This window comes from Caballeronia sp. Sq4a (assembly GCF_023170545.1).
In the GTDB taxonomy this organism is placed as follows: Bacteria; Pseudomonadota; Gammaproteobacteria; order Burkholderiales; family Burkholderiaceae; genus Caballeronia.
Genome location: NZ_CP084250.1, coordinates 2,454,222 through 2,475,495, shown reverse-complemented (window position 1 = coordinate 2,475,495; position 21,274 = coordinate 2,454,222). Strand labels below are relative to the sequence as shown.

Below are 21,274 nucleotides of genomic sequence, written 5' to 3'. Positions count from 1 at the left end.
GAAGCGAGTGAAGCGGAACGCAACGTCACTTCAGCGTACCTCGGGCGAGGTTAGCGCGACCAGCGACGCCAGGGCCAGGCTCCCCGGTCGATGCTGCTCAGACTCCGTTTTCTGTTGAGAAACATGAGAGATGGACTATTCAGTCAGTGTGGTATTCGGCGGCGCAAGCGTGGCGGCAATTGCCGAAGCGGCTGCGCGCAGCGAGGAAACTATACCATCGGATTTCACCGATTGCACGGCTTTCCCATGGTTGTAACCGTAGGGCACCGTGAGCGTCGCCATGCCGGCGGCGCGGCCCGCGAGCGCGTCGTTTTCGGAATCGCCAACGGCCACCGTCTCGCGCGGCAGCACGTCCAGCCGCTCGCATGCGGTGAGCATCGGCAGCGGATCGGGTTTCTTCAACGGCACGGAATCGCCGCCGAGAATGACCTTGAAGTATTGCGCGATGCCGAAGTGCGACAGCAATTCCACCGCGAAGCGATGCGGCTTGTTCGTGACACACGCGAGCGCGATGCCGAGCTCGCGCATGGCTTCGAGCCCTGCCTCGACCTCGGGGAAAAGCGTCGAATGCTTGCCGTTGATCTTCGCGTACTCGCTTTGATACGTGGCCAGGGCGTCGTCGAACTGAGCGGTGGCCTGCGGATGCGGCAGGCGCGCGCCGAGCACGCTGCGGATCAAATTTTCCGAACCCTTGCCGATGTAGCCGACGACTTCTTCGCGCGTGGCGGGCTGATCGATGCCGACGCGCGTCAGCATGCCGTTGAGCGCGGCGACGAAGTCGTCTGCGGTGTCGACCATCGTGCCGTCGAGGTCGATGATCGCGGCGCGGATCGGGCGGTTCGTGAAGGCCTGCGGCGGCGCGATGAGCTCGCTCATTGTTGCGCTCCCGATTTCGCCAGTTCGGCGCGCATGGCGTCGATGACCTGCTTGTAGTCGTGCTTGCCGAAGATGGCCGAGCCCGCGACGAACGTGTCCGCCCCGGCCGCCGCGATTTCCGCGATGTTGTCCACTTTCACGCCGCCGTCGATTTCCAGATGAATCTCGCGGCCCGTGCGCTCGCGGTAGGCGTCGATGCGCGCGCGCGCCTCGCGCAGCTTGTTGAGTGCTTCCGGAATGAACGACTGCCCGCCGAAGCCCGGATTCACCGACATGATCAGCACGAGATCGAGCCGGTCCATCACGTGATCGAGATAATTGAGCGGCGTTGCGGGATTGAAGACGAGACCGGCCTTGCAGCCGTGATCGCGAATGAGCGAAAGCGTGCGGTCGATGTGGTCCGAACCTTCTGGGTGAAAGCTGATCACATTCGCGCCGGCTTTCGCGAAATCGGGCACGATGCGATCCACCGGCCGCACCATCAGATGCACGTCGATAGGCACTTCCGTGTGCGGGCGAATGGCTTCGCACACCATCGGGCCGATCGTGAGATTCGGCACGTAATGGTTGTCCATCACGTCGAAGTGAATCCAGTCGGCTCCCGCGGCGACGACGTTGCGGACTTCCTCGCCGAGCCGGGAGAAGTCGGCGGAAAGGATGCTGGGAGCGATGTGAAATTGCGCCATGGACGTATCCGGTTGGGGCCGCAGGGACCACGAGACTCGATTCGCGCGGCCGAGCGTGCAGCCGACGGTCTGAAGCGCAATTCTAACCCGCGTTGTCTTTAGCGTAAGTCGGCCGGACGGCCAGCTTGACAGAGCCGAAAACGCCCGCGAGGTCCGCTCCGTGTTGCGGGCGCGGGCTGCATCAAGCAGAATGCCTGACCAGTAGCGGCGCACCCGCGCGCTGTTTTTGCGCAGCGCAGCGACGAATTGAATTGGAACGACGATGAGCCAGTACGAATTCACCGTGTCCGTCGAGACGCGATATATGCCCGAGCAGTCCGACCCGGACAGCCGTCAATACGCGTTCGCCTACACGCTGACGATCCGCAATACGGGCCAAGTGACGGCTCAGTTGATTTCGCGCCACTGGATCATCACGGATAGCGACAATCAGGTGCAGGAAGTGAAGGGGCTAGGCGTGGTCGGTCAGCAGCCGTTGCTTGCGCCGGGCGAGCAGTTCGAATATACGAGCTGGGCTGTGATCGCGACGCCGGTGGGCACCATGCGCGGCGAGTATTTCTGCGTGGCGGACGACGGCGAACGCTTCGAAGCGCCCATCGCGGAATTCGCGTTGCACGTGCCGCGCACGCTGCACTGAGCGCGCAGGCAGCGGCCGAGCGCAAATCAACGGCGTTTGGCCGGATCGTTCGCGCGGTTCTGGTGTTTCTTTTTGCCCGAAGCCGTCCACGCGACGATGAAAATCAAGAGCCCGAGCGCCACGAGCGCCTCGAGCGCGAAGATCAGCATTGGATATTCGTCGAACAGATCAGACATGGCGGTTCCCATCAAGAACGAGCATTGTATGCGGTTAGCGCTACGCGCCGCGCAAGGAGCGGCCTGGGCCGCGTCGATTGCAACGGCCGTGCTGCTCGCCTCGTGCGGCGGCGGCAGTTACGTGAAGCCGGGGCCGAGCACGGCGGGCGGCACGCCCATTACCACGGGCCAGCGCGCATCGTCGCGACTGACCGCGGTCAGTTGGCAGCAGGTTCCCGGCTGGCAGGACGATAGCCTGATCGGCGCGACGGCTGCGCTGCGACAAAACTGCAGCCGGCTCGCGCGCCAGCCCGGATGGCAGAAGGCATGCGCGGCGGCACAAAGCCTCGACGATCTGGACATGTCGGCGGCGCGCAGTTTCTTCGAAGCGTATTTCACGCCGTTCCAGCTCGCCAATACCGACGGCACCGTCGACGGCCTCGTGACCGGCTATTACGAGCCGTTGCTGCGCGGCTCGCGCACGCGCCACGGTGCTTATCAGTACGCGTTGTATCGGTGGCCGTATCGGTACAAGCCGGGCTCCGCGCTGCCGGCGCGCGCGCAACTCGAACGCTCCGGCGTGCTGAACGGCAACGAGCTCGTGTGGGTCGACGACCCCATCGAAGCGTTTTTCCTGCAAGTGCAGGGGTCGGGGCGCATCGTGATGGAAGACGGCAGCGTCATGCGCGTGGGTTTCGGCGGGACGAACAACCAGCCGTACCGATCCATCGGCAAGGAATTGCTCGATCGCGGCGAACTCACGCCCGCGCAGGCGACGATGCAGGGCATCAAGGCGTGGGCGAAGGCGAACCCGGCGCGCGTCGATGCGCTGCTCGACGTGAACCCGCGCTTCGTCTTCTTCCGCGAGATGCCCGCGAACGACGTGATGAACGCGAGTCTCGGCGATGGTCCCGTCGGCGCGCTCGGCGTACCGCTCACGCCCGAACGTTCGATTGCCGTCGATCCGTCCGCCATTCCGCTCGGCACGCCCGTATTCCTGCAGACCACGCGGCCGCTCAGCAACCAGCCGATGAACCGCCTCGTCTTCGCGCAGGACACCGGCACGGCGATCAAGGGCGGCGTGCGCGCCGATTATTTTTGGGGCCTCGGCGACGATGCCGGCGATCTCGCCGGACGCATGAAGCAAGGCGGCCGGATGTGGCTGCTAATGCCGAACTCCTGAGCGCAGAGACGCTTACGCGCCTAACTTGCGCTTGTCCACCACGCGCCGCGCCTTGCCGACCGACCGCTCTATGCCATTGACCGCAAGGACGTTCACGACCGCGCTCACGCCGATGAGCGCCTTGATGTCATAGGCGAGCGCGGTCTTCGCGCTTTCCAGCGCGGCTGTATCCGGCGCCGATTCCGGACACGGCTCGCAGTTGAGCGTGAGAACGTCGAGCGGGCCGTCCTTCGTCAGCACGATCTGATAATGCGGCGCGAGCACCGGACGCTTCAGCAACAATTCCTCGATCTGCGTCGGAAAGACGTTGACGCCCCGCACGATCATCATGTCGTCGGAGCGGCCGGTGATCTTCTCCATGCGGCGCATCGTCCGAGCGGTGCCGGGCAAAAGGCGGGTCAGATCGCGTGTGCGATAGCGGATGATCGGCAACGCTTCCTTCGTGAGCGATGTGAACACGAGTTCGCCGAATTCGCCATCGGGCAGGACTTCGCCCGTTTCGGGATCGATGATCTCGGGATAGAAGTGATCTTCCCAGATCGTCGGGCCGTCCTTGGTCTCGGCGCACTCGGACGCTACGCCCGGTCCCATGACCTCCGACAATCCGTAAATGTCCACGGCATCGATACCCATGCGTTGCTCGATGGCACGACGCATGTCGTTCGTCCACGGCTCCGCCCCGAAAATGCCGATTCTCAGTGACGAGTTCGACGGATCCAAGCCTTGCCGCTCCAGCTCGTCCGCAATCGACAGCATGTAGCTCGGCGTGACCATGATGATGTCGGGCCGGAAGTCCTGAATCAGTTGCACCTGCTTCTCGGTTTGCCCGCCGCCGAACGGAATCACGGTCAGCCCCGCGCGTTCGGCGCCGTAGTGCGCGCCGAGCCCGCCGGTGAAAAGGCCGTAGCCATAGCTCACGTGCACCTTGTCGCCGCGCCGCGCGCCCGCTGCGCGAATCGAACGCGCGACGAGATCCGCCCACGTGTCGATATCTTTCGCGGTGTAGCCGACGACCGTCGGCTTGCCCGTGGTTCCCGACGACGCGTGAATACGCGCGACCCGCTCTTGCGGCACGGCGAACATGCCGAACGGATAGTTGTCGCGCAGGTCCTTCTTGGTCGTGAACGGAAACCGCGCGAGATCGGCGAGTGACTGCACTTCGTCGGGATGCACGCCCGCTTCGTCGAACTTGCGCCGGTAGACCGGCGAGTTCTCGTAGGCGTGCTTCAGCGTCCATTTCAGGCGTTGCAGTTGCAACGCGACGAGCTCGTCGCGGCTCGCCTTTTCGATCGGATCGAGCGGCAATGCTGTGGTCATCAGTGTCTCCTTCATGCTCGCTGTCGTGGTGCGCTGGACGGCCCGTCAGACGGGAATCACAGTTCCCTTGATTTGCGCCGACTTGCCGCGAAACATCGCCACCGTTTCGCTGTCGCGGTTGGTCACGCGGATGTCGTAGATGCCCGCGCGTCCGCTCAACGTCTGTTCGACCGCCTCCGCAGTGAGCCGGTCGCCGCCTTGCACGGGCCGCAAAAACTCGATCGAGCAGCCCGCCGCGACCGTGCTGACGTTGTACGAATTGCACGCGAAGGCGAACGCGGAATCCGCGAGCGTGAAGATCAGACCGCCGTGGCAGATCGCGTGACCGTTCAGGAAGTCAGGACGGACGTTCATCTGCAGGCGGGCATAGCCCGGGCGCACTTCGATCAACTCGATACCCAGCGCGCGCGAGCAAGCGTCCGCTTCGTACATGGCCTTGGCGGTGGCTTCCGCAAGCTGTTGAGGCGTCACAGGTCTCTCCGGTAATCGGTAATGGTCTTAAAGGCCTTCGAAGCGCGGCGCGCGCTTCTCCTTGAACGCCGCGACGCCCTCGATATAGTCGCGCGACGCGCCGAGTTCGCGCTGAATGTCGCGTTCGAGGTCGAGCTGAGCGTCGAACGTGTTGTTCGCGCTCGGACGCATCAGTTGTTTGATCGCGGCCACTGCGCGCGCCGGCTGTTGCGCGAGTTGCGCCGCCAATTGCGCGGCGGCCTGCTGCAATCCACTGTCTTCGACGACCCGCCACACGATGCCCCAGGCTTCCGCCTTTTCCGCGCTCAACTTGTCGCCGGTGAGCGCGAGGGCGAGGGCACGCGCTTCGCCGACGCGGCGCGGCAGCAGCCACGTCCCGCCCGAATCGGGCACAAGGCCGATCTTCACGAATGCCTGAATGAAGCTCGCCGAGCGCGCGGCGATGACGAGGTCGCATGCCATCGCCAGATTCGCCCCCGCGCCGGCAGCCGTGCCGTTGACGGCAGCGATGACGGGCAGCGACATCGTCTGCAGGCGACGCACGAGCGGATTGAAGTGCGCGTCGATCAGCTCGCCGAGGTCGGACATCGAACCGGGCGTGAAGTCGAGGTCGGCCAAGTCCTGTCCCGCACAGAAGCCGCGCCCTGCGCCCGTGATGACGACCGCGCGCGCGTTGCTGGCCTCTATCTCCGTGAGCGCGTGGCTGAGATGGCCGTGCATTTCGCGCGTGAAACTGTTCAGCTTGTCCGGGCGGTTCAGCGTGATGGTCGCGACGCGCGTATCGCCGTCGATGTGATACAGGACAGACTTCTCCGACATGGCATCTCCTTGGACAGGTGCCGGCTGCGTTGCTCACTCACCCGCCGATACTAGACGTGCTGCGCGCCGCTTTCCATTCGGCCGAACGGCATAAGCCGATTGCGCACTTTCGCGCGTTGTCGTTTTCGCCTATGCCGTTTGGCCAGCTTCCGCGGGCGTTGCTTTCGGGGCAACATGGACCCGACTCTGAACAACCCGGAAGCGATTCGCGACGAAGGCGGCATCCGCGAGCGCGGCGTTGGCGGCCGGGTTGGCGCCGGTGCCGTGGAAGTCCGAAAACGCGGCCGACTGATTGACGAACACGCCACCGGTCAGATTGATCGAAAGCGCGACGCCGCCGCGTATCGCGGCCTCATGCGCGGAATGAATGACGGCGTCGTCGGTGCTGTAGACGGACAACGTGAGCGCGCCGTGCTCCTGAGCGATCGAGCCGGCGAGGTCGACGGAGTGCGCGGTCGAATCCGTCGCGATGACGAACGAGATAGGGCCGAACCATTCCTTCGTGAACTTCGCTTGGTCGGAGCGGGCGTCCATCTTGAGCAGGAGAGGCGTATGAATGCGCGCGTCGGGGAAGACCGGATGGGCGAGCGTCTGGCTATCGAGCAATACCTCGCCGGTTGCGCGGGCTTCGGCAATGCGCGCGACGACGCCTTCGTTCTGGATTGCGCCGATCAGTTCGACGGCGCGCGCTGCATCCGACGTCAGCTTCTCGACCGCGCCGGCGAGCGATTTCGCGACATCGTCGAAGCTCAAGTGACCGTCCGCGGTACGGATGCCGTCGCGCGGCACATAGATGTTCTGCGGCGCGGTGCACATCTGACCGGAGTAGAGCGCGAGCGAGAACGCGATGTTGCGGGCGGCGGCTTTCATGTCGTCGACGGAATCGATGACGATCTGGTTGACGCCCGCCTTCTCGGTGTAGACCTGAGCCTGATGCGCATTGCGCTCGAGCCAGGTGCCGTTTTGCGTGCTACCCGTGAAGTCGATGAGCTTGATCTCGGGGCGAACCGCGAGCTGCTGCACGAGCGGGCCGTCATTCGGCTCCGTTGCGAGCAGCGTGACGATGTTGGGATCGAAGCCCGCTTCGCGAAGCACCTCTCGGGCAATTCGGACGGTGATTGCCAGCGGCAGGATCGCTCCGGGGTGCGGTTTGACGATGACGGCATTGCCGGTGGCGAGATCGGCAAAGAGGCCGGGGTATCCATTCCACGTCGGAAACGTGCAGCAGCCGAGGACGAGCGCGGTGCCGCGAGGCACGACGGTGTAACGCTTCTTCATGGCGAGCGGCGGATTCTTGCCCTGCGGCTTTTCCCAGTGCGCTTCGGAAGGAATGCGGCGCAGCTGGTCCCAGGCGTAGACCACGGCCTCGAGCGCGCGGTCCTGCGCGTGCGGGCCGCCTGCCTGGAAGGCCATCATGAAAGCCTGTCCGGTGGTGTGCATCACGCTGTAGCCGATCTCGAAGCTCGCGCGATTCAGACGTGACAGGACCTCGAGGCTCACGCCGACCCACGCCTGCGGACCGGCGGCGCGCCATTCGGCTTGCGCTTTCGCAGCGGCGTGAATGAGCGCGTCCGGGTCCGCCTTCGGATAGCGAATATCAAGCGCGATGCCGAAAGGCGATTGCTCTTTGCCGACGGTTTCGCCCGTCGACGGTTGGTCCAGCTCGAACGTCTTGCCCAGGTGTGCCTTGAACGTCGCTTCTCCGTCCGCGTTGGCGGTTTCCCCGTACACTTTGGGACTGGGCATTTCGGCGAACGGGCTCCAGTAGCCGCGGGTTTCGATGGCAGCGAGAGCTTGGTCGAGCATCGCCTCATGCTTCGTGAATAGCGGATGTGTCATGGTCGCGAGAACGGAAGTAAAGGACGGTTCAGCCGATTAATTAACCGACCGGTTGGTTGGTGATGTTAGCATTATCGAGATGACGGACAAGAGGTCTTTTCATTAGGACTTACCTGAAGATCGCTAGGAGGAGCGCATGACTTACGAGAATCTGCTGGTCGAGACACGCGGGCGGGTCGGACTGATCACGCTGAATCGCCCGAAGGCGCTGAACGCGTTGAACGATGCGTTAATGGACGAGCTCGGCGCGGCCCTGAAGTCGTTCGACGCGGACGACGACATCGGTGCGATCGTGCTGACCGGCAGCGAGAAGGCCTTTGCGGCGGGCGCGGACATCGGCATGATGGCCAAGTATTCCTATATGGACGTCTACAAAGGCGACTACATCACGCGGAATTGGGAGACGATCCGGTCCATTCGGAAGCCGATTATCGCGGCGGTGGCGGGGTTCGCGCTCGGCGGCGGCTGCGAGTTGGCCATGATGTGCGACATCGTCATCGCGGCGGACACGGCGAAGTTCGGTCAGCCGGAAATTAAGCTCGGCGTGATTCCCGGCGCGGGCGGCACGCAGCGCCTGCCGCGCGCCGTATCCAAGGCGAAAGCGATGGACATGTGCCTTACGGCGCGAATGATGGACGCCGCCGAAGCCGAGCGTGCGGGACTGGTGTCGCGCGTGGTCGCAGCTGAGCGTCTGCTCGACGAGGCTGTGGAAGCCGCGACCATCATCGCGGGCTTCTCGTTGCCGGCGGTCATGATGGCGAAGGAGTCGGTGAACCGCGCCTATGAGACGACGCTTGCCGAAGGCGTCCACTTCGAGCGGCGCTTGTTCCATTCGCTGTTCGCGACCGAGGATCAGAAGGAGGGAATGTCGGCGTTCGTCGAAAAGCGCAAACCAGTGTTCAAACATCGATAATTTCTTGCGCGGAACCCTTGCGTATTGCCGTGCCGGTAACTAGAATTCCGTTCCTTCGCGATTCAACGAACGCGAAAGAAGCGGGAAGTAGTGGTGTCGTGGTTGCGGCTCGGAAGGTGAGCAGTGTTCCGAGCGTGGTTGACGAGTGAAATGCTTCAAAAAACTTGTTGACACTGACCGAAACGACGTACATAATCTCGTTTCTCTGCTGCTGATGCAGCGACGCAAGACCAAGCGGTTGAGCTAAGTGCTTGATGCGGCGAAGTGAAAGGTCTTGGCGGATTGCTCTTTAAAAACTAACAGCCGATAAGTGTGGGCGCTTGATGGTAAGTGCGGCCGGTTCTACGGAATTGGTCAAGCAAAAGTATCAAGAGTCTCACACGAAGTATCAGAGGAAGGTTTGTCTGTCGAGAGACGGATTAATCATCGTCAGTACGTTGAGTGAGCGACCGGTTTCTTAGAAACCGAAAACAGTAACAGGTATTGAACTGAAGAGTTTGATCCTGGCTCAGATTGAACGCTGGCGGCATGCCTTACACATGCAAGTCGGACGGCAGCGCGGGCTTCGGCCTGGCGGCGAGTGGCGAACGGGTGAGTAATACATCGGAACGTGTCCTGTAGTGGGGGATAGCCCGGCGAAAGCCGGATTAATACCGCATACGATCTACGGAGGAAAGCGGGGGATCTTCGGACCTCGCGCTGTAGGGGCGGCCGATGGCAGATTAGCTAGTTGGTGGGGTAAAGGCCTACCAAGGCGACGATCTGTAGCTGGTCTGAGAGGACGACCAGCCACACTGGGACTGAGACACGGCCCAGACTCCTACGGGAGGCAGCAGTGGGGAATTTTGGACAATGGGGGCAACCCTGATCCAGCAATGCCGCGTGTGTGAAGAAGGCCTTCGGGTTGTAAAGCACTTTTGTCCGGAAAGAAAACTTCGGCCCTAATATGGCTGGAGGATGACGGTACCGGAAGAATAAGCACCGGCTAACTACGTGCCAGCAGCCGCGGTAATACGTAGGGTGCGAGCGTTAATCGGAATTACTGGGCGTAAAGCGTGCGCAGGCGGTCTGTTAAGACCGATGTGAAATCCCCGGGCTTAACCTGGGAACTGCATTGGTGACTGGCAGGCTTTGAGTGTGGCAGAGGGAGGTAGAATTCCACGTGTAGCAGTGAAATGCGTAGAGATGTGGAGGAATACCGATGGCGAAGGCAGCCTCCTGGGCCAACACTGACGCTCATGCACGAAAGCGTGGGGAGCAAACAGGATTAGATACCCTGGTAGTCCACGCCCTAAACGATGTCAACTAGTTGTTGGGGATTCATTTCCTTAGTAACGTAGCTAACGCGTGAAGTTGACCGCCTGGGGAGTACGGTCGCAAGATTAAAACTCAAAGGAATTGACGGGGACCCGCACAAGCGGTGGATGATGTGGATTAATTCGATGCAACGCGAAAAACCTTACCTACCCTTGACATGGTCGGAAGTCTGCTGAGAGGTGGACGTGCTCGAAAGAGAACCGGCGCACAGGTGCTGCATGGCTGTCGTCAGCTCGTGTCGTGAGATGTTGGGTTAAGTCCCGCAACGAGCGCAACCCTTGTCCTTAGTTGCTACGCAAGAGCACTCTAAGGAGACTGCCGGTGACAAACCGGAGGAAGGTGGGGATGACGTCAAGTCCTCATGGCCCTTATGGGTAGGGCTTCACACGTCATACAATGGTCGGAACAGAGGGTTGCCAAGCCGCGAGGTGGAGCCAATCCCAGAAAACCGATCGTAGTCCGGATCGCAGTCTGCAACTCGACTGCGTGAAGCTGGAATCGCTAGTAATCGCGGATCAGCATGCCGCGGTGAATACGTTCCCGGGTCTTGTACACACCGCCCGTCACACCATGGGAGTGGGTTTTACCAGAAGTGGCTAGTCTAACCGCAAGGAGGACGGTCACCACGGTAGGATTCATGACTGGGGTGAAGTCGTAACAAGGTAGCCGTATCGGAAGGTGCGGCTGGATCACCTCCTTTCTCGAGCTTGATGCACGAAGCATTGAAGCGCTCACGCTTATCGGCTGTGGTTTAGAAACAGGCTAAGGGTCTGTAGCTCAGTCGGTTAGAGCACCGTCTTGATAAGGCGGGGGTCGTTGGTTCGAATCCAACCAGACCCACCACCCTAACAAGTGCTGACCGAGCTTCGAACTCGAGTCAGGCACACGGGGGATTAGCTCAGCTGGGAGAGCACCTGCTTTGCAAGCAGGGGGTCGTCGGTTCGATCCCGTCATCCTCCACCATCAATCTTCAATGCAAAACGCTTCATCGCGAAGTTTTTTGCATTGGCGATTGCTAGCCAGTTGATGCTGTGGGTATTGCAAGACACCTATCGGCTAAACGTTCTTTAACAATCAGGAAGAAGTAGTAAAGAGATTATCTGAAAGCACTTAGAGATGGGTGCGAGTAGGGTAGTCAGGGTAGTGATTGTATCGAGTATGAAAAGTGATCTTAATTGATGACTTGGAATACGGCACAACGCGAATACTCAGCCTATGACAGAGGTGTCGCGAGACACACTCGTTATAGGGTCAAGCGAACAAGTGCATGTGGTGGATGCCTTGGCGATCACAGGCGATGAAGGACGCGGTAGCCTGCGAAAAGCTTCGGGGAGCTGGCAAACGAGCATTGATCCGAAGATGTCCGAATGGGGAAACCCACTCCGTATGGAGTATCCATAGCTGAATACATAGGCTATGCGAAGCGAACGCGGTGAACTGAAACATCTAAGTAACCGCAGGAAAAGAAATCAACCGAGATTCCCAAAGTAGTGGCGAGCGAAATGGGAAGAGCCTGTACTCTTTATTTGTATTGTTAGCTGAACGCTCTGGAAAGTGCGGCCATAGCAGGTGATAGCCCTGTAAGCGAAAACAGTATGAAAGAACTAGGGGTACGACAAGTAGGGCGGGACACGTGAAATCCTGTCTGAAGATGGGGGGACCATCCTCCAAGGCTAAATACTCGTGATCGACCGATAGTGAACCAGTACCGTGAGGGAAAGGCGAAAAGAACCCCGGGAGGGGAGTGAAATAGATCCTGAAACCGCATGCATACAAACAGTCGGAGCCTGGAAACGGGTGACGGCGTACCTTTTGTATAATGGGTCAGCGACTTACGTTCAGTAGCGAGCTTAACTGATTAAGGCAGGCGTAGCGAAAGCGAGTCCGAATAGGGCGATCAGTTGCTGGGCGTAGACCCGAAACCAAGTGATCTATCCATGGCCAGGTTGAAGGTGCGGTAACACGTACTGGAGGACCGAACCCACTAACGTTGAAAAGTTAGGGGATGAGCTGTGGATAGGGGTGAAAGGCTAAACAAACTTGGAAATAGCTGGTTCTCTCCGAAAACTATTTAGGTAGTGCCTCGTGTATCACCTTCGGGGGTAGAGCACTGTCATGGTTGTGGGGTCCATTGCGGATTACTACGCCATAGCAAACTCCGAATACCGAAGAGTGCAATCACGGGAGACAGACATCGGGTGCTAACGTCCGGTGTCAAGAGGGAAACAACCCAGACCGCCAGCTAAGGTCCCAAAGATTGGCTAAGTGGGAAACGAAGTGGGAAGGCTAAAACAGTCAGGAGGTTGGCTTAGAAGCAGCCACCCTTTAAAGAAAGCGTAATAGCTCACTGATCGAGTCGTCCTGCGCGGAAGATGTAACGGGGCTCAAGCCAGTCACCGAAGCTGCGGATGCGAGTTTTACTCGCATGGTAGGAGAGCGTTCCGTAAGCCTGCGAAGGTGCGTTGAAAAGCGTGCTGGAGGTATCGGAAGTGCGAATGCTGACATGAGTAGCGATAAAGGGGGTGAAAAGCCCCCTCGCCGTAAGCCCAAGGTTTCCTACGCAACGTTCATCGGCGTAGGGTGAGTCGGCCCCTAAGGCGAGGCAGAAATGCGTAGCTGATGGGAAGCAGGTCAATATTCCTGCACCATTGTTAGATGCGATGGGGGGACGGATCGCGGAAGGTTGTCCGGGTGTTGGACGTCCCGGTCGCTGCATTGGAGAAGGTGCTTAGGCAAATCCGGGCACGTAATTCAAGGGTGTGGCGCGAGTGACTTCGGTCACGAAGCAATTGGAAGTGGTTCCAAGAAAAGCCTCTAAGCTTCAGTCTAACGATGACCGTACCGCAAACCGACACAGGTGGGCGAGATGAGTATTCTAAGGCGCTTGAGAGAACTCGGGAGAAGGAACTCGGCAAATTGGTACCGTAACTTCGGGATAAGGTACGCCCTGGTAGCTTGACTGGCCTGCGCCAGGAGGGTGAAAGGGTTGCAATAAACTGGTGGCTGCGACTGTTTAATAAAAACACAGCACTCTGCAAACACGAAAGTGGACGTATAGGGTGTGACGCCTGCCCGGTGCCGGAAGATTAAATGATGGGGTGCAAGCTCTTGATTGAAGTCCCGGTAAACGGCGGCCGTAACTATAACGGTCCTAAGGTAGCGAAATTCCTTGTCGGGTAAGTTCCGACCTGCACGAATGGCGTAACGATGGCCACACTGTCTCCTCCCGAGACTCAGCGAAGTTGAAGTGTTTGTGATGATGCAATCTCCCCGCGGCTAGACGGAAAGACCCCATGAACCTTTACTGTAGCTTTGCATTGGACTTTGAACCGATCTGTGTAGGATAGGTGGGAGGCTATGAAACCGGAACGCCAGTTTCGGTGGAGCCGTCCTTGAAATACCACCCTGGTTTGTTTGAGGTTCTAACCTTGGTCCGTGATCCGGATCGGGGACAGTGCATGGTAGGCAGTTTGACTGGGGCGGTCTCCTCCCAAAGCGTAACGGAGGAGTACGAAGGTACGCTAGGTACGGTCGGAAATCGTGCTGATAGTGCAATGGCATAAGCGTGCTTAACTGCGAGACCGACAAGTCGAGCAGGTGCGAAAGCAGGTCATAGTGATCCGGTGGTTCTGTATGGAAGGGCCATCGCTCAACGGATAAAAGGTACTCTGGGGATAACAGGCTGATACCGCCCAAGAGTTCATATCGACGGCGGTGTTTGGCACCTCGATGTCGGCTCATCTCATCCTGGGGCTGTAGCCGGTCCCAAGGGTATGGCTGTTCGCCATTTAAAGAGGTACGTGAGCTGGGTTTAAAACGTCGTGAGACAGTTTGGTCCCTATCTGCCGTGGGCGTTGGATATTTGAAGGGGGCTGCTCCTAGTACGAGAGGACCGGAGTGGACGAACCTCTGGTGTACCGGTTGTCACGCCAGTGGCATCGCCGGGTAGCTATGTTCGGAAGAGATAACCGCTGAAAGCATCTAAGCGGGAAACTCGCCTTAAGATGAGATATCCCCGGGGCTTCGAGCCCCTTGAAGGGTCGTTCCAGACCAGGACGTTGATAGGTCAGGTGTGTAAGTGCAGTAATGCATTGAGCTAACTGATACTAATTGCCCGTAAGGCTTGATCCTATAACCAGTGTGTTTTGTCGGTCAAAGTTAGCGCTTCAGCGCTTACTTGGACCCCACCCTCGAAGAGGGCGCCACTGGTCGAGTCACAGCGTGTGCGACAATCGCCACCCGAATTCACTACTACTTCTTCCCCGATTGGTTGTAGCGCCCCCAATGGCGATACAACATCCCCTTAAAGCCTGATGACCATAGCGAGTCGGTCCCACCCCTTCCCATCCCGAACAGGACCGTGAAACGACTCCACGCCGATGATAGTGCGGATTGCCCGTGTGAAAGTAGGTAATCGTCAGGCTCCTCCTTGCCACAAACAAAAACCCCACCCCTCAAAGGTGGGGTTTTTGCATTTGGGCGACTCAAAGCGTCACGTCGCTCGGCTGCGCCCCTAAATCATCGGGCTAAAAACCGCTCAGCGAGCCTAACCCAATACGACGAGCCGACAGACAGTAACGCGTCGTTGAAGTCGTAGCTCGCGTTGTGCAGCATGCACGGGCCTTCACCGTGTCCATGCTCGCGATGCCCTCCATCTCCATTACCCAGAAACGCGTAGCAGCCGGGCTTCTCGAGCAGCATGAAGGAGAAGTCTTCAGCGCCCATCGTCGGTTCGACGGAAGAATCGACGTTCTGCTCGCCGACCACTTCGGCCATTACCTCGGCTGCAAGCTTCGTCTGCGCGGGATCGTTAATCGTCGGCGGATAGTTTCGATGGAAGCAGACTTCGACTTCGCAGTCGTAAGCTGAAGCGGTCGATTCAGCGATTTTCCGCATACGCGCTTCGATCAGGTCGAGCGTTTCCACGGAGAAAGTACGCACCGTCCCGCCCAGCCACGCGTGATCGGGCACCACGTTGACCGCATCGCCCGCATGAATTTGCGTGATCGACAGCACGGCCGTATCGAGCGGCTTCTTGTTGCGCGTGATGATGCTCTGCAGCGCATTGGCGATTTGAACCGCGCTGAAGACGGGATCCCGTCCGTTATGCGGCAAAGCGGCGTGCGACCCAACTCCGCGGACGTTGATACGAAACGCATTGCTCGACGCCATGATCGGCCCTTCCGTCACGCCGAAGTGCCCTGCCGGAATGCCAGGCCAGTTGTGTATGCCGAAAACGGCGTCGACGGGGAAGCGGGTGAAAAGTCCATCGTCGATCATGGCCTTCGCGCCGGCGCCGCCTTCTTCGGCCGGTTGAAAGATGAAAACGACCGTTCCGTCGAACCTTCCGTGTTCCGCGAGATACTTGGCCGCGCCAAGCAACATGGCCGTGTGCCCGTCGTGACCGCACGCGTGCATGCGTCCGGCGTGAGTCGACTTATGGCCGAAGCTGTTGGTTTCCTGAATCGGCAAGGCGTCCATGTCTGCGCGCAGCCCGATAGACGCACCGCCCGTCCCACGCTTCAAAACGCCAACGACGCCTGTCTTCCCCAATCCTCGATGGACCTCGATCCCCCAGCGTTCGAGATTCTCCGCCACCAGTTTTGCAGTCCCTACCTCTTCATAGCGCAGTTCGGGATGAGCGTGGATCGTTCGTCGGAGAGCCTGGATTTCATCGTGAGATGCTTCGATTTCCGGAATCAGATTCATTGAACCGCTCGCTTGTTTGAATTCGGACCAACCGTGTGATGCAGCTCTGGTTCATTCTACGCCGCCACTATTTGAGTCATCGGACGGACGGTCGCATAGCCGGCGTAATAGAATTCTGGCATCTGCCGCCCTTGCCGATTGACCGGACTATCCGATGAACGCCCCAGCCGAGTTTGCCCGAGCCGTTTGCCCGCACGATTGCCCCGACACCTGCGCGATGCGCGTGACCGTAGAGAATGGCAAAGCAGTGAAGGTCAGTGGCGATCCGGATCATCCGCCGACGCAAGGCGTGCTCTGCACGAAAGTCACGCGATACGCCGAGCGGACGCATCACAAGGACCGCCTGCTCACGCCGCTGATTCGTGTCGGGCCGAAGGGCTCCAATCGTTTCGAACGGATCAGTTGGGACGCTGGGCTGCGAATAGCCGCCGAGCGCCTCGGTCCGATCGCGCGCCGTGCGCCGGAAGCGATCCTTCCGTACAGCTACGCCGGAACGATGGGTCTCGTCCAGGGCGAAAGCATTGCCGCGCGTCTTTTCAATGTGCTCGGCGCGTCACGACTCGATCGCACGATTTGCGCGGCAGCCGGTGCGGCGGGGCTGCGCTATACGTATGGCGCGGGCATCGGCATGCACGTCGAGTTCTTCGAGGAAAGCGAGCTGATTCTGATCTGGGGTTCGAACCCGATCGCGTCGAGCCTGCACTTCTGGACGCGCGCGCAGGAGGCGAAGCGGCGCGGCGCCAAATTGATCGCAATCGATCCGTACCGGTCGCTGACCGCCGAGAAATGTCATCAGCACATCGCGCTGCGGCCCGGCACGGATGCCGCGCTCGCGCTCGGCATGATCCACGTGCTGATCCGCGAAAACCTGGTGGATCACGCGTACATCGCAGATCACACCGTCGGTTTCGACGCACTCGCGGCGCGGGCCGCGCAGTATCCGCCGTCGCGCGTGGCGACGATTTGCGGCATCGAGGAACAGACCGTCGTCGATCTGGCGCGCGCATTCGGCTCGACCAAGAAAGCCGCCATCCGCCTGAACTACGGCATGCAACGTGTGCGCGGCGGTGGAAACGCGGTGCGCGCCGTCGCGTGTCTGCCGTCGCTGACGGGCGCGTGGCGCGAGCGGTCGGGCGGTCTATTGTTGTCGTCGTCGGGCTGGGCACCGGTCGACAATGCCGCGCTCGAACGCCCGGACTTGCTGCCGGGCTGGCCGCACAAGCTGCCGCGTAGCATCAATATGAACGCAATCGGCGACGCCTTGCTTCATCCGGGCGATGCCGCGTTCGGGCCCAAAATCGAAGCCTTGATCGTCTACAACTCGAACCCGGTCGCGGTTGCGCCGGACTCGGCGAAAGTTGCGGCTGGCTTCGCGCGTGAGGACTTGTTCACCATCGTGCTGGAGCACTTTCAGACCGATACCGCCGACTACGCCGACCTTATCTTTCCGGCGACCACGCAGCTCGAGCACCTGGACGTCCACAAGTCGTACGGTCACACGCACATCATGGCGAACCTGCCGGCCATACCGCCGGTGGGCGAGTCGCGTCCGAACACCGATTTCTTCCGCGGCCTTGCCCGCGCGATGCAGCTCACCGAGCCTGCCCTCTTCGAAACGGACGAGCAGATTGCGTCGAAAGCCTTTCGCTGGGACGACCCCACGCTGAACGGTCGCGGATGGGAGGCACTAAAGGCGTCGCGCTGGCTCGAACTCGACATTCCCGACGCGCCGCTCGCGCAGGGAGGATTTCGCACGCCATCAGGAAAGTGCGAATTCTTCAGCGAACGTCTCTCACGCGAAGGTCTCGACCCGCTGCCGGACTACCTTCCGCCGTACGAGTCGGCGGAAGCGGCGCCGGAACTCGCCGCGCGCTATCCGCTCGCGATGATCTCGCCGCCCGCGCGCAACTTCCTGAACAGCAGCTTCGTGAACATCGAGAGTCTGCGCGCGACCGAGGCGGAGCCGCATCTCGACATTCACCCGGCGGACGCCGACGCACGCGGTATCGCGGACGGCGCGCAGGTGCGGATCTTCAACGATCGTGGGTCGATGCAGGCGCGTGCGCGTGTCACCGATCGGGCGCGCGAAGGCGTGGTCGTCGGCTTGTCGATCTGGTGGAAGAAGTTGTCCCCCGATGGCTGCAACGCCAATCAAGTAACGAGCCAGGCTTTGACCGATCTGGGGGGATCGGCGACGTTCTACGATTGCCTGGTGGAAGTGGAGTCAGTGCATTGAGAAGTATGGAAAGACCCGACCCGAAGTGGTCTGGAATGCGGCGTCTAACCGGATTGTCGGAACGGAACGGAGCGGCTAGCATCCTGTTTTCGCACGACCATTCGAAAATTAAATAAGGAGACGCCGTATGGAGAAAATCTGGCTGAAATCGTATCCGGCCGGCGTACCTGCGGAGATCGACGTGTCGGCGTACCGGTCGGTCTCGCAGTTGCTTGAAGACAGTTTTCGCAACAACCGCGACCGTCGCGCCTTCCTCTGCATGGGGCAGGCGATCACCTATGGCGAGCTCGACGACATGTCGAAAAAGCTCGCTGCATGGCTGCAGCACAAGGGCTTGAAGCGCGGCGCGCGCGTCGCGCTGATGATGCCGAACGTCCTGCAATACCCGATCGCCATCGCGGCCGTGCTGCGCGCGGGCTATATCGTCGTGAACGTGAACCCGCTCTACACGCCGCGCGAGCTGGAACATCAGCTTCGCGACAGCGGCGCGGAAGCCATCGTCATTCTCGAGAATTTTGCGACCACGCTCGAGGCCGTGATCAAGAACACGGCGATCAAGCATGTCGTCGTCGCGGCAATGGGCGACCTGATGGGCATGAAGGGCCTGCTGGTCAATTTCGTCGTCCGAAAAGTGAAGAAGATGGTGCCTGCGTTCAACTTGCCGGGCAGCATTCGCTTCAACGATGCGATCAGCGAAGGCAGCCGCCACGCGCTGGAGCCGGTCGCGCAGACACCGGACGACGTCGCGTTCCTTCAATACACCGGCGGCACCACCGGCGTGGCGAAGGGCGCGACGCTGACACATCGGAATCTGATTGCCAATGTGCTGCAATCCGAAGTGTGGCTGGAGCCGGCGCGCAGACAGCGGCCCGACATCGACCAGTTCGTGTGCGTCGTCGCGCTCCCGCTGTATCACATCTTCGCGTTGACGGTGTGCGGCATGCTCACCATCCGCACGGGCGGGCTCGGCGTGCTGATTCCGAATCCGCGCGATATCGCGGGCACCATCAAGGAACTGAAGGGCATTCCCATCAACACGTTTCCGGCGGTGAACACGCTCTATAACGCGTTGCTGAATCATCCCGATTTCTCGAAGCTGGATTTTTCCAAGCTCATCGCGGCGAACGGCGGCGGCATGGCGGTCCAGGAGGCGGTCGCAAAGCGCTGGTTCGCGGTGACCGGCGTGCCGATCGTCGAAGGCTACGGGCTGTCGGAGACTTCACCCTGCGTCACGTGCAACCCGGTGACGGCCACCGAGTACACCGGCACCATCGGCTTGCCGTTGCCATCGACCGAAGTCTCCATCCGCGACGACGACAACAACGAAGTGCCGCTCGGGCAGGCCGGCGAGATCTGCATCAAGGGACCGCAGGTGATGGCCGGCTACTGGAATCGCCCGGACGAAACGGCGAAGGTGATGACGCCCGATGGTTTCTTCCGCTCAGGCGATGTCGGCGTGTTCGACGAGCGCGGTTATGTGAAGATTGTCGATCGCAAGAAGGACATGATTCTCGTCTCGGGCTTCAACGTGTATCCGAACGAAATCGAGGATGTCGTGGCGATGTTGCCGGGCGTGTTCGAAGTGGCTGCGGTCGGCGTGAAGGATCAGAATTCGGGCGAGGCGGTGAAGCTCTTCATCGTGCGTAAGGACGACAACCTGACCGAAGCGGACGTGATCGCGTTCTGCAAGGAACGGCTGACGGGCTATAAGCGGCCGCGCATCATCGAGTTTCGCAAGGACTTGCCGAAGAGCAATGTCGGCAAGATTCTTCGCCGCGAGTTGCGCGACGGTACGGTCTGAGCGGATCTCGCTCGCATCTATCGAAGCCTTCGCGTCGCAAGACGCGAGGGCTTTTTTCATGGCGCGTGGCGGGAGGTTGAGACAAAAAAAGGCGCCCGAAGGCGCCTTTCAACAGATCCCGCTTTATTACGAGCTTCTTAGAACTTGTGGCGGATACCGACCAGCGCTGCGACCTGGTTCGACGTCGACGACGGGGACAGGCCGTTGATGTTGGCGACTGCGGCGCCACGCGTCGAGTCCGTGCCCGAAGCGTGTTGATACACGCCGTCGATATACACGTCCGTGCGCTTCGACAGGAAGTAGTCCGCGCCAAGCATGCCTTGGTGGTACTTCGCATTGCCCAGGCCGTAACCCTTCGTGTAGTCGTAGGCAGCGCCAACCAGCAGGGCCGGGGTCAACTGATACTTGAAGTTGATTTCGGCGTTGTGGAACTTGCCCGTGCCGCCCGTGTATCCAGCCGGGTTCAGACCGGTGCCTGCTTCCGTGCCGACATCCTTGAATTGCGTGTTGCTATACGTCGCGCCGACCGTCGCCGCGCCGAACGTGTACGCCGCGCCTGCCGAGATCACTTGCTGCGTATGAGCCGAAGCGTAGCCCGAATACACGCGGCTGCCGGCCATGTTCGAGCCCGTCGTGCTCGACGCCGGCGTGTTGCCGAAGAACGAGTAGTTCGGGTCCTTGACGTTCAGGTAGCCCGCGCCCAATTGCAGCGGACCTTGCGAGTAGCCAAGGCCGACCGACCAAATCTGGTTGCGGTTGAACTGGCCAGCGTTGCCGCCGAGGCTATACAGACCGCCGAACGAGAAACCTGCGTAGTTGGCGCTCGTGAACTTGATCGCGTTGTTCACGCGATTCGAGTTGTTCATGTTGTCGAGGTCGCCCGGGTGCGCGCCGTAGTACGTCGCCCACTGGCTGCCGACTTCGAACGCGCCGGTGAAGTCGACCACGGAGTCATACTGGCGACCCAGCGTGACCGTGCCGAATTGCGCCGTCGACAGACCGACATACGCCTGACGGCCGAACTCCGAGCCGCCTTGACCGAGACGGCCGTTGAACACGTTGAAGCCGTTCTCCAACACGAACAGGGCCTTCAGACCGCCGCCCAGATCTTCCGTGCCACGCAGGCCCCAACGGCTGCCCTGCACGTTGCCGCTGCTCATGGAGTACAGCTTCTGACCGTTGACGTTATTGGAATAGGCGAAACCTGCGTCGATGATGCCGTACAGCGTCACGCTGCTCTGCGCATGTGCGGCGCCAGCGAAGACGCCCAATGCTGCAAGAGCGAGAAGCGACTTTTTCATTGTGTAGATCTCCA

At 60.3% G+C, this 21,274-nt stretch carries 13 protein-coding genes, 2 tRNA genes and 3 rRNA genes; 10 read left to right on the top strand and 8 right to left on the bottom strand.

Going from position 1 to position 21,274, the window contains the following annotated elements:
* Positions 1 to 135 precede the first annotated feature (135 nt).
* Entirely contained in the window at positions 136 to 876 is a 741-nt protein-coding gene (gene gph, locus LDZ24_RS11715; RefSeq protein WP_248320558.1) for a phosphoglycolate phosphatase, read from the bottom strand.
* Positions 873 to 1,562: a ribulose-phosphate 3-epimerase gene (gene rpe / locus LDZ24_RS11710; RefSeq protein WP_206467084.1), complete on the bottom strand. Its 690-nt coding sequence runs from the start codon at positions 1,560 to 1,562 to the stop codon at positions 873 to 875. Before rpe ends, gph begins: the two co-directional genes overlap by 4 nt.
* Positions 1,563 to 1,824: 262 nt before the next feature.
* On the opposite strand from rpe, the gene apaG reads away from it, so the two are divergent.
* Together apaG and LDZ24_RS11700 are read left to right on the top strand one after the other, a co-directional pair.
* Positions 1,825 to 2,199: a Co2+/Mg2+ efflux protein ApaG gene (gene apaG / locus LDZ24_RS11705; RefSeq protein ID WP_206467083.1), complete on the top strand. Its 375-nt coding sequence runs from the start codon at positions 1,825 to 1,827 to the stop codon at positions 2,197 to 2,199.
* 96 nt (positions 2,200 to 2,295) lie between these two features.
* Complete coding sequence (locus LDZ24_RS11700) at positions 2,296 to 3,537, top strand: murein transglycosylase A (protein WP_248320557.1); 1,242 nt, start codon at positions 2,296 to 2,298, stop codon at positions 3,535 to 3,537.
* 12 nt (positions 3,538 to 3,549) lie between these two features.
* Here LDZ24_RS11700 and paaK read toward each other — a convergent pair whose 3' ends face one another.
* From paaK to paaN, 4 genes are all read right to left on the bottom strand, one after another.
* Complete coding sequence (gene paaK / locus LDZ24_RS11695) at positions 3,550 to 4,854, bottom strand: phenylacetate--CoA ligase PaaK (RefSeq protein WP_248320556.1); 1,305 nt, start codon at positions 4,852 to 4,854, stop codon at positions 3,550 to 3,552.
* 45 nt (positions 4,855 to 4,899) lie between these two features.
* Complete coding sequence (paaI, locus tag LDZ24_RS11690) at positions 4,900 to 5,286, bottom strand: hydroxyphenylacetyl-CoA thioesterase PaaI (protein ID WP_241269903.1); 387 nt, start codon at positions 5,284 to 5,286, stop codon at positions 4,900 to 4,902.
* A 66-nt stretch (positions 5,287 to 5,352) separates the two neighbouring features.
* A complete protein-coding gene (gene paaG / locus LDZ24_RS11685; RefSeq protein ID WP_248320555.1) occupies positions 5,353 to 6,144 on the bottom strand; it encodes a 2-(1,2-epoxy-1,2-dihydrophenyl)acetyl-CoA isomerase PaaG in 792 nt (263 codons plus the stop codon).
* Between the two features lie 129 nt (positions 6,145 to 6,273).
* Positions 6,274 to 7,983, bottom strand: coding sequence for a phenylacetic acid degradation protein PaaN (paaN, locus tag LDZ24_RS11680; protein ID WP_248320554.1), 1,710 nt, complete (start codon positions 7,981 to 7,983; stop codon positions 6,274 to 6,276).
* Between the two features lie 136 nt (positions 7,984 to 8,119).
* Here paaN and LDZ24_RS11675 point away from each other — a divergent pair, with 136 nt between their 5' ends.
* From LDZ24_RS11675 to rrf, 6 genes are all read left to right on the top strand, one after another.
* A complete protein-coding gene (locus LDZ24_RS11675; RefSeq protein WP_248320553.1) occupies positions 8,120 to 8,896 on the top strand; it encodes an enoyl-CoA hydratase in 777 nt (258 codons plus the stop codon).
* Positions 8,897 to 9,381: 485 nt separating this feature from the next.
* Positions 9,382 to 10,913: ribosomal RNA gene (locus LDZ24_RS11670) — 16S ribosomal RNA — on the top strand.
* Between the two features lie 66 nt (positions 10,914 to 10,979).
* Positions 10,980 to 11,056: transfer RNA gene (locus LDZ24_RS11665), tRNA-Ile, on the top strand.
* Positions 11,057 to 11,100: 44 nt separating this feature from the next.
* A tRNA-Ala gene (locus LDZ24_RS11660) sits at positions 11,101 to 11,176 on the top strand.
* A gap of 286 nt (positions 11,177 to 11,462) precedes the next feature.
* Positions 11,463 to 14,344, top strand: a 23S ribosomal RNA gene (locus LDZ24_RS11655).
* 178 nt (positions 14,345 to 14,522) lie between these two features.
* A 5S ribosomal RNA gene (gene rrf, locus LDZ24_RS11650) occupies positions 14,523 to 14,636 on the top strand.
* Together the 16S, 23S and 5S rRNA genes with 2 tRNA genes alongside form the textbook arrangement of a ribosomal RNA operon.
* Before the next feature lie 95 nt (positions 14,637 to 14,731).
* Here the strand turns inward: rrf and LDZ24_RS11645 are convergent.
* On the bottom strand, positions 14,732 to 15,922 hold the full coding sequence (locus LDZ24_RS11645) for a M20 aminoacylase family protein (RefSeq protein ID WP_248320552.1): 1,191 nt from the start codon (positions 15,920 to 15,922) through the stop codon (positions 14,732 to 14,734).
* A 154-nt stretch (positions 15,923 to 16,076) separates the two neighbouring features.
* Between LDZ24_RS11645 and LDZ24_RS11640 the strand changes: the two genes are divergently transcribed.
* Together LDZ24_RS11640 and LDZ24_RS11635 are read left to right on the top strand one after the other, a co-directional pair.
* Positions 16,077 to 18,158, top strand: a complete 2,082-nt coding sequence (locus LDZ24_RS11640) for a molybdopterin-dependent oxidoreductase (protein ID WP_248320551.1) — start codon at positions 16,077 to 16,079, stop codon at positions 18,156 to 18,158.
* Positions 18,159 to 18,285: 127 nt separating this feature from the next.
* Positions 18,286 to 19,959: a long-chain fatty acid--CoA ligase gene (locus LDZ24_RS11635; RefSeq protein ID WP_248320550.1), complete on the top strand. Its 1,674-nt coding sequence runs from the start codon at positions 18,286 to 18,288 to the stop codon at positions 19,957 to 19,959.
* Between the two features lie 137 nt (positions 19,960 to 20,096).
* On the opposite strand, the gene LDZ24_RS11630 is transcribed toward LDZ24_RS11635, so the two are convergent.
* Positions 20,097 to 21,260 carry a porin gene (locus LDZ24_RS11630; protein WP_248320549.1) on the bottom strand — a complete coding sequence of 388 codons (1,164 nt, stop codon included), beginning with the start codon at positions 21,258 to 21,260 and terminating at the stop codon, positions 20,097 to 20,099.
* Positions 21,261 to 21,274 lie beyond the last annotated feature (14 nt).

What these genes read in the sequence shown, in the direction of transcription:
- gph (WP_248320558.1), bottom strand. Translation starts at nt 876, where the DNA reads ATGAGCGAGCTCATCGCGCCGCCGCAGGCCTTCACGAACCGCCCGATC.
- rpe (WP_206467084.1), bottom strand. Translation starts at nt 1,562, where the DNA reads ATGGCGCAATTTCACATCGCTCCCAGCATCCTTTCCGCCGACTTCTCC.
- apaG (WP_206467083.1), top strand. Translation starts at nt 1,825, where the DNA reads ATGAGCCAGTACGAATTCACCGTGTCCGTCGAGACGCGATATATGCCC.
- LDZ24_RS11700 (WP_248320557.1), top strand. Translation starts at nt 2,296, where the DNA reads ATGAAAATCAAGAGCCCGAGCGCCACGAGCGCCTCGAGCGCGAAGATC.
- paaK (WP_248320556.1), bottom strand. Translation starts at nt 4,854, where the DNA reads ATGACCACAGCATTGCCGCTCGATCCGATCGAAAAGGCGAGCCGCGAC.
- paaI (WP_241269903.1), bottom strand. Translation starts at nt 5,286, where the DNA reads ATGTACGAAGCGGACGCTTGCTCGCGCGCGCTGGGTATCGAGTTGATC.
- paaG (WP_248320555.1), bottom strand. Translation starts at nt 6,144, where the DNA reads ATGTCGGAGAAGTCTGTCCTGTATCACATCGACGGCGATACGCGCGTC.
- paaN (WP_248320554.1), bottom strand. Translation starts at nt 7,983, where the DNA reads ATGACACATCCGCTATTCACGAAGCATGAGGCGATGCTCGACCAAGCT.
- LDZ24_RS11675 (WP_248320553.1), top strand. Translation starts at nt 8,120, where the DNA reads ATGACTTACGAGAATCTGCTGGTCGAGACACGCGGGCGGGTCGGACTG.
- LDZ24_RS11645 (WP_248320552.1), bottom strand. Translation starts at nt 15,922, where the DNA reads ATGAATCTGATTCCGGAAATCGAAGCATCTCACGATGAAATCCAGGCT.
- LDZ24_RS11640 (WP_248320551.1), top strand. Translation starts at nt 16,077, where the DNA reads ATGAACGCCCCAGCCGAGTTTGCCCGAGCCGTTTGCCCGCACGATTGC.
- LDZ24_RS11635 (WP_248320550.1), top strand. Translation starts at nt 18,286, where the DNA reads ATGGAGAAAATCTGGCTGAAATCGTATCCGGCCGGCGTACCTGCGGAG.
- LDZ24_RS11630 (WP_248320549.1), bottom strand. Translation starts at nt 21,260, where the DNA reads ATGAAAAAGTCGCTTCTCGCTCTTGCAGCATTGGGCGTCTTCGCTGGC.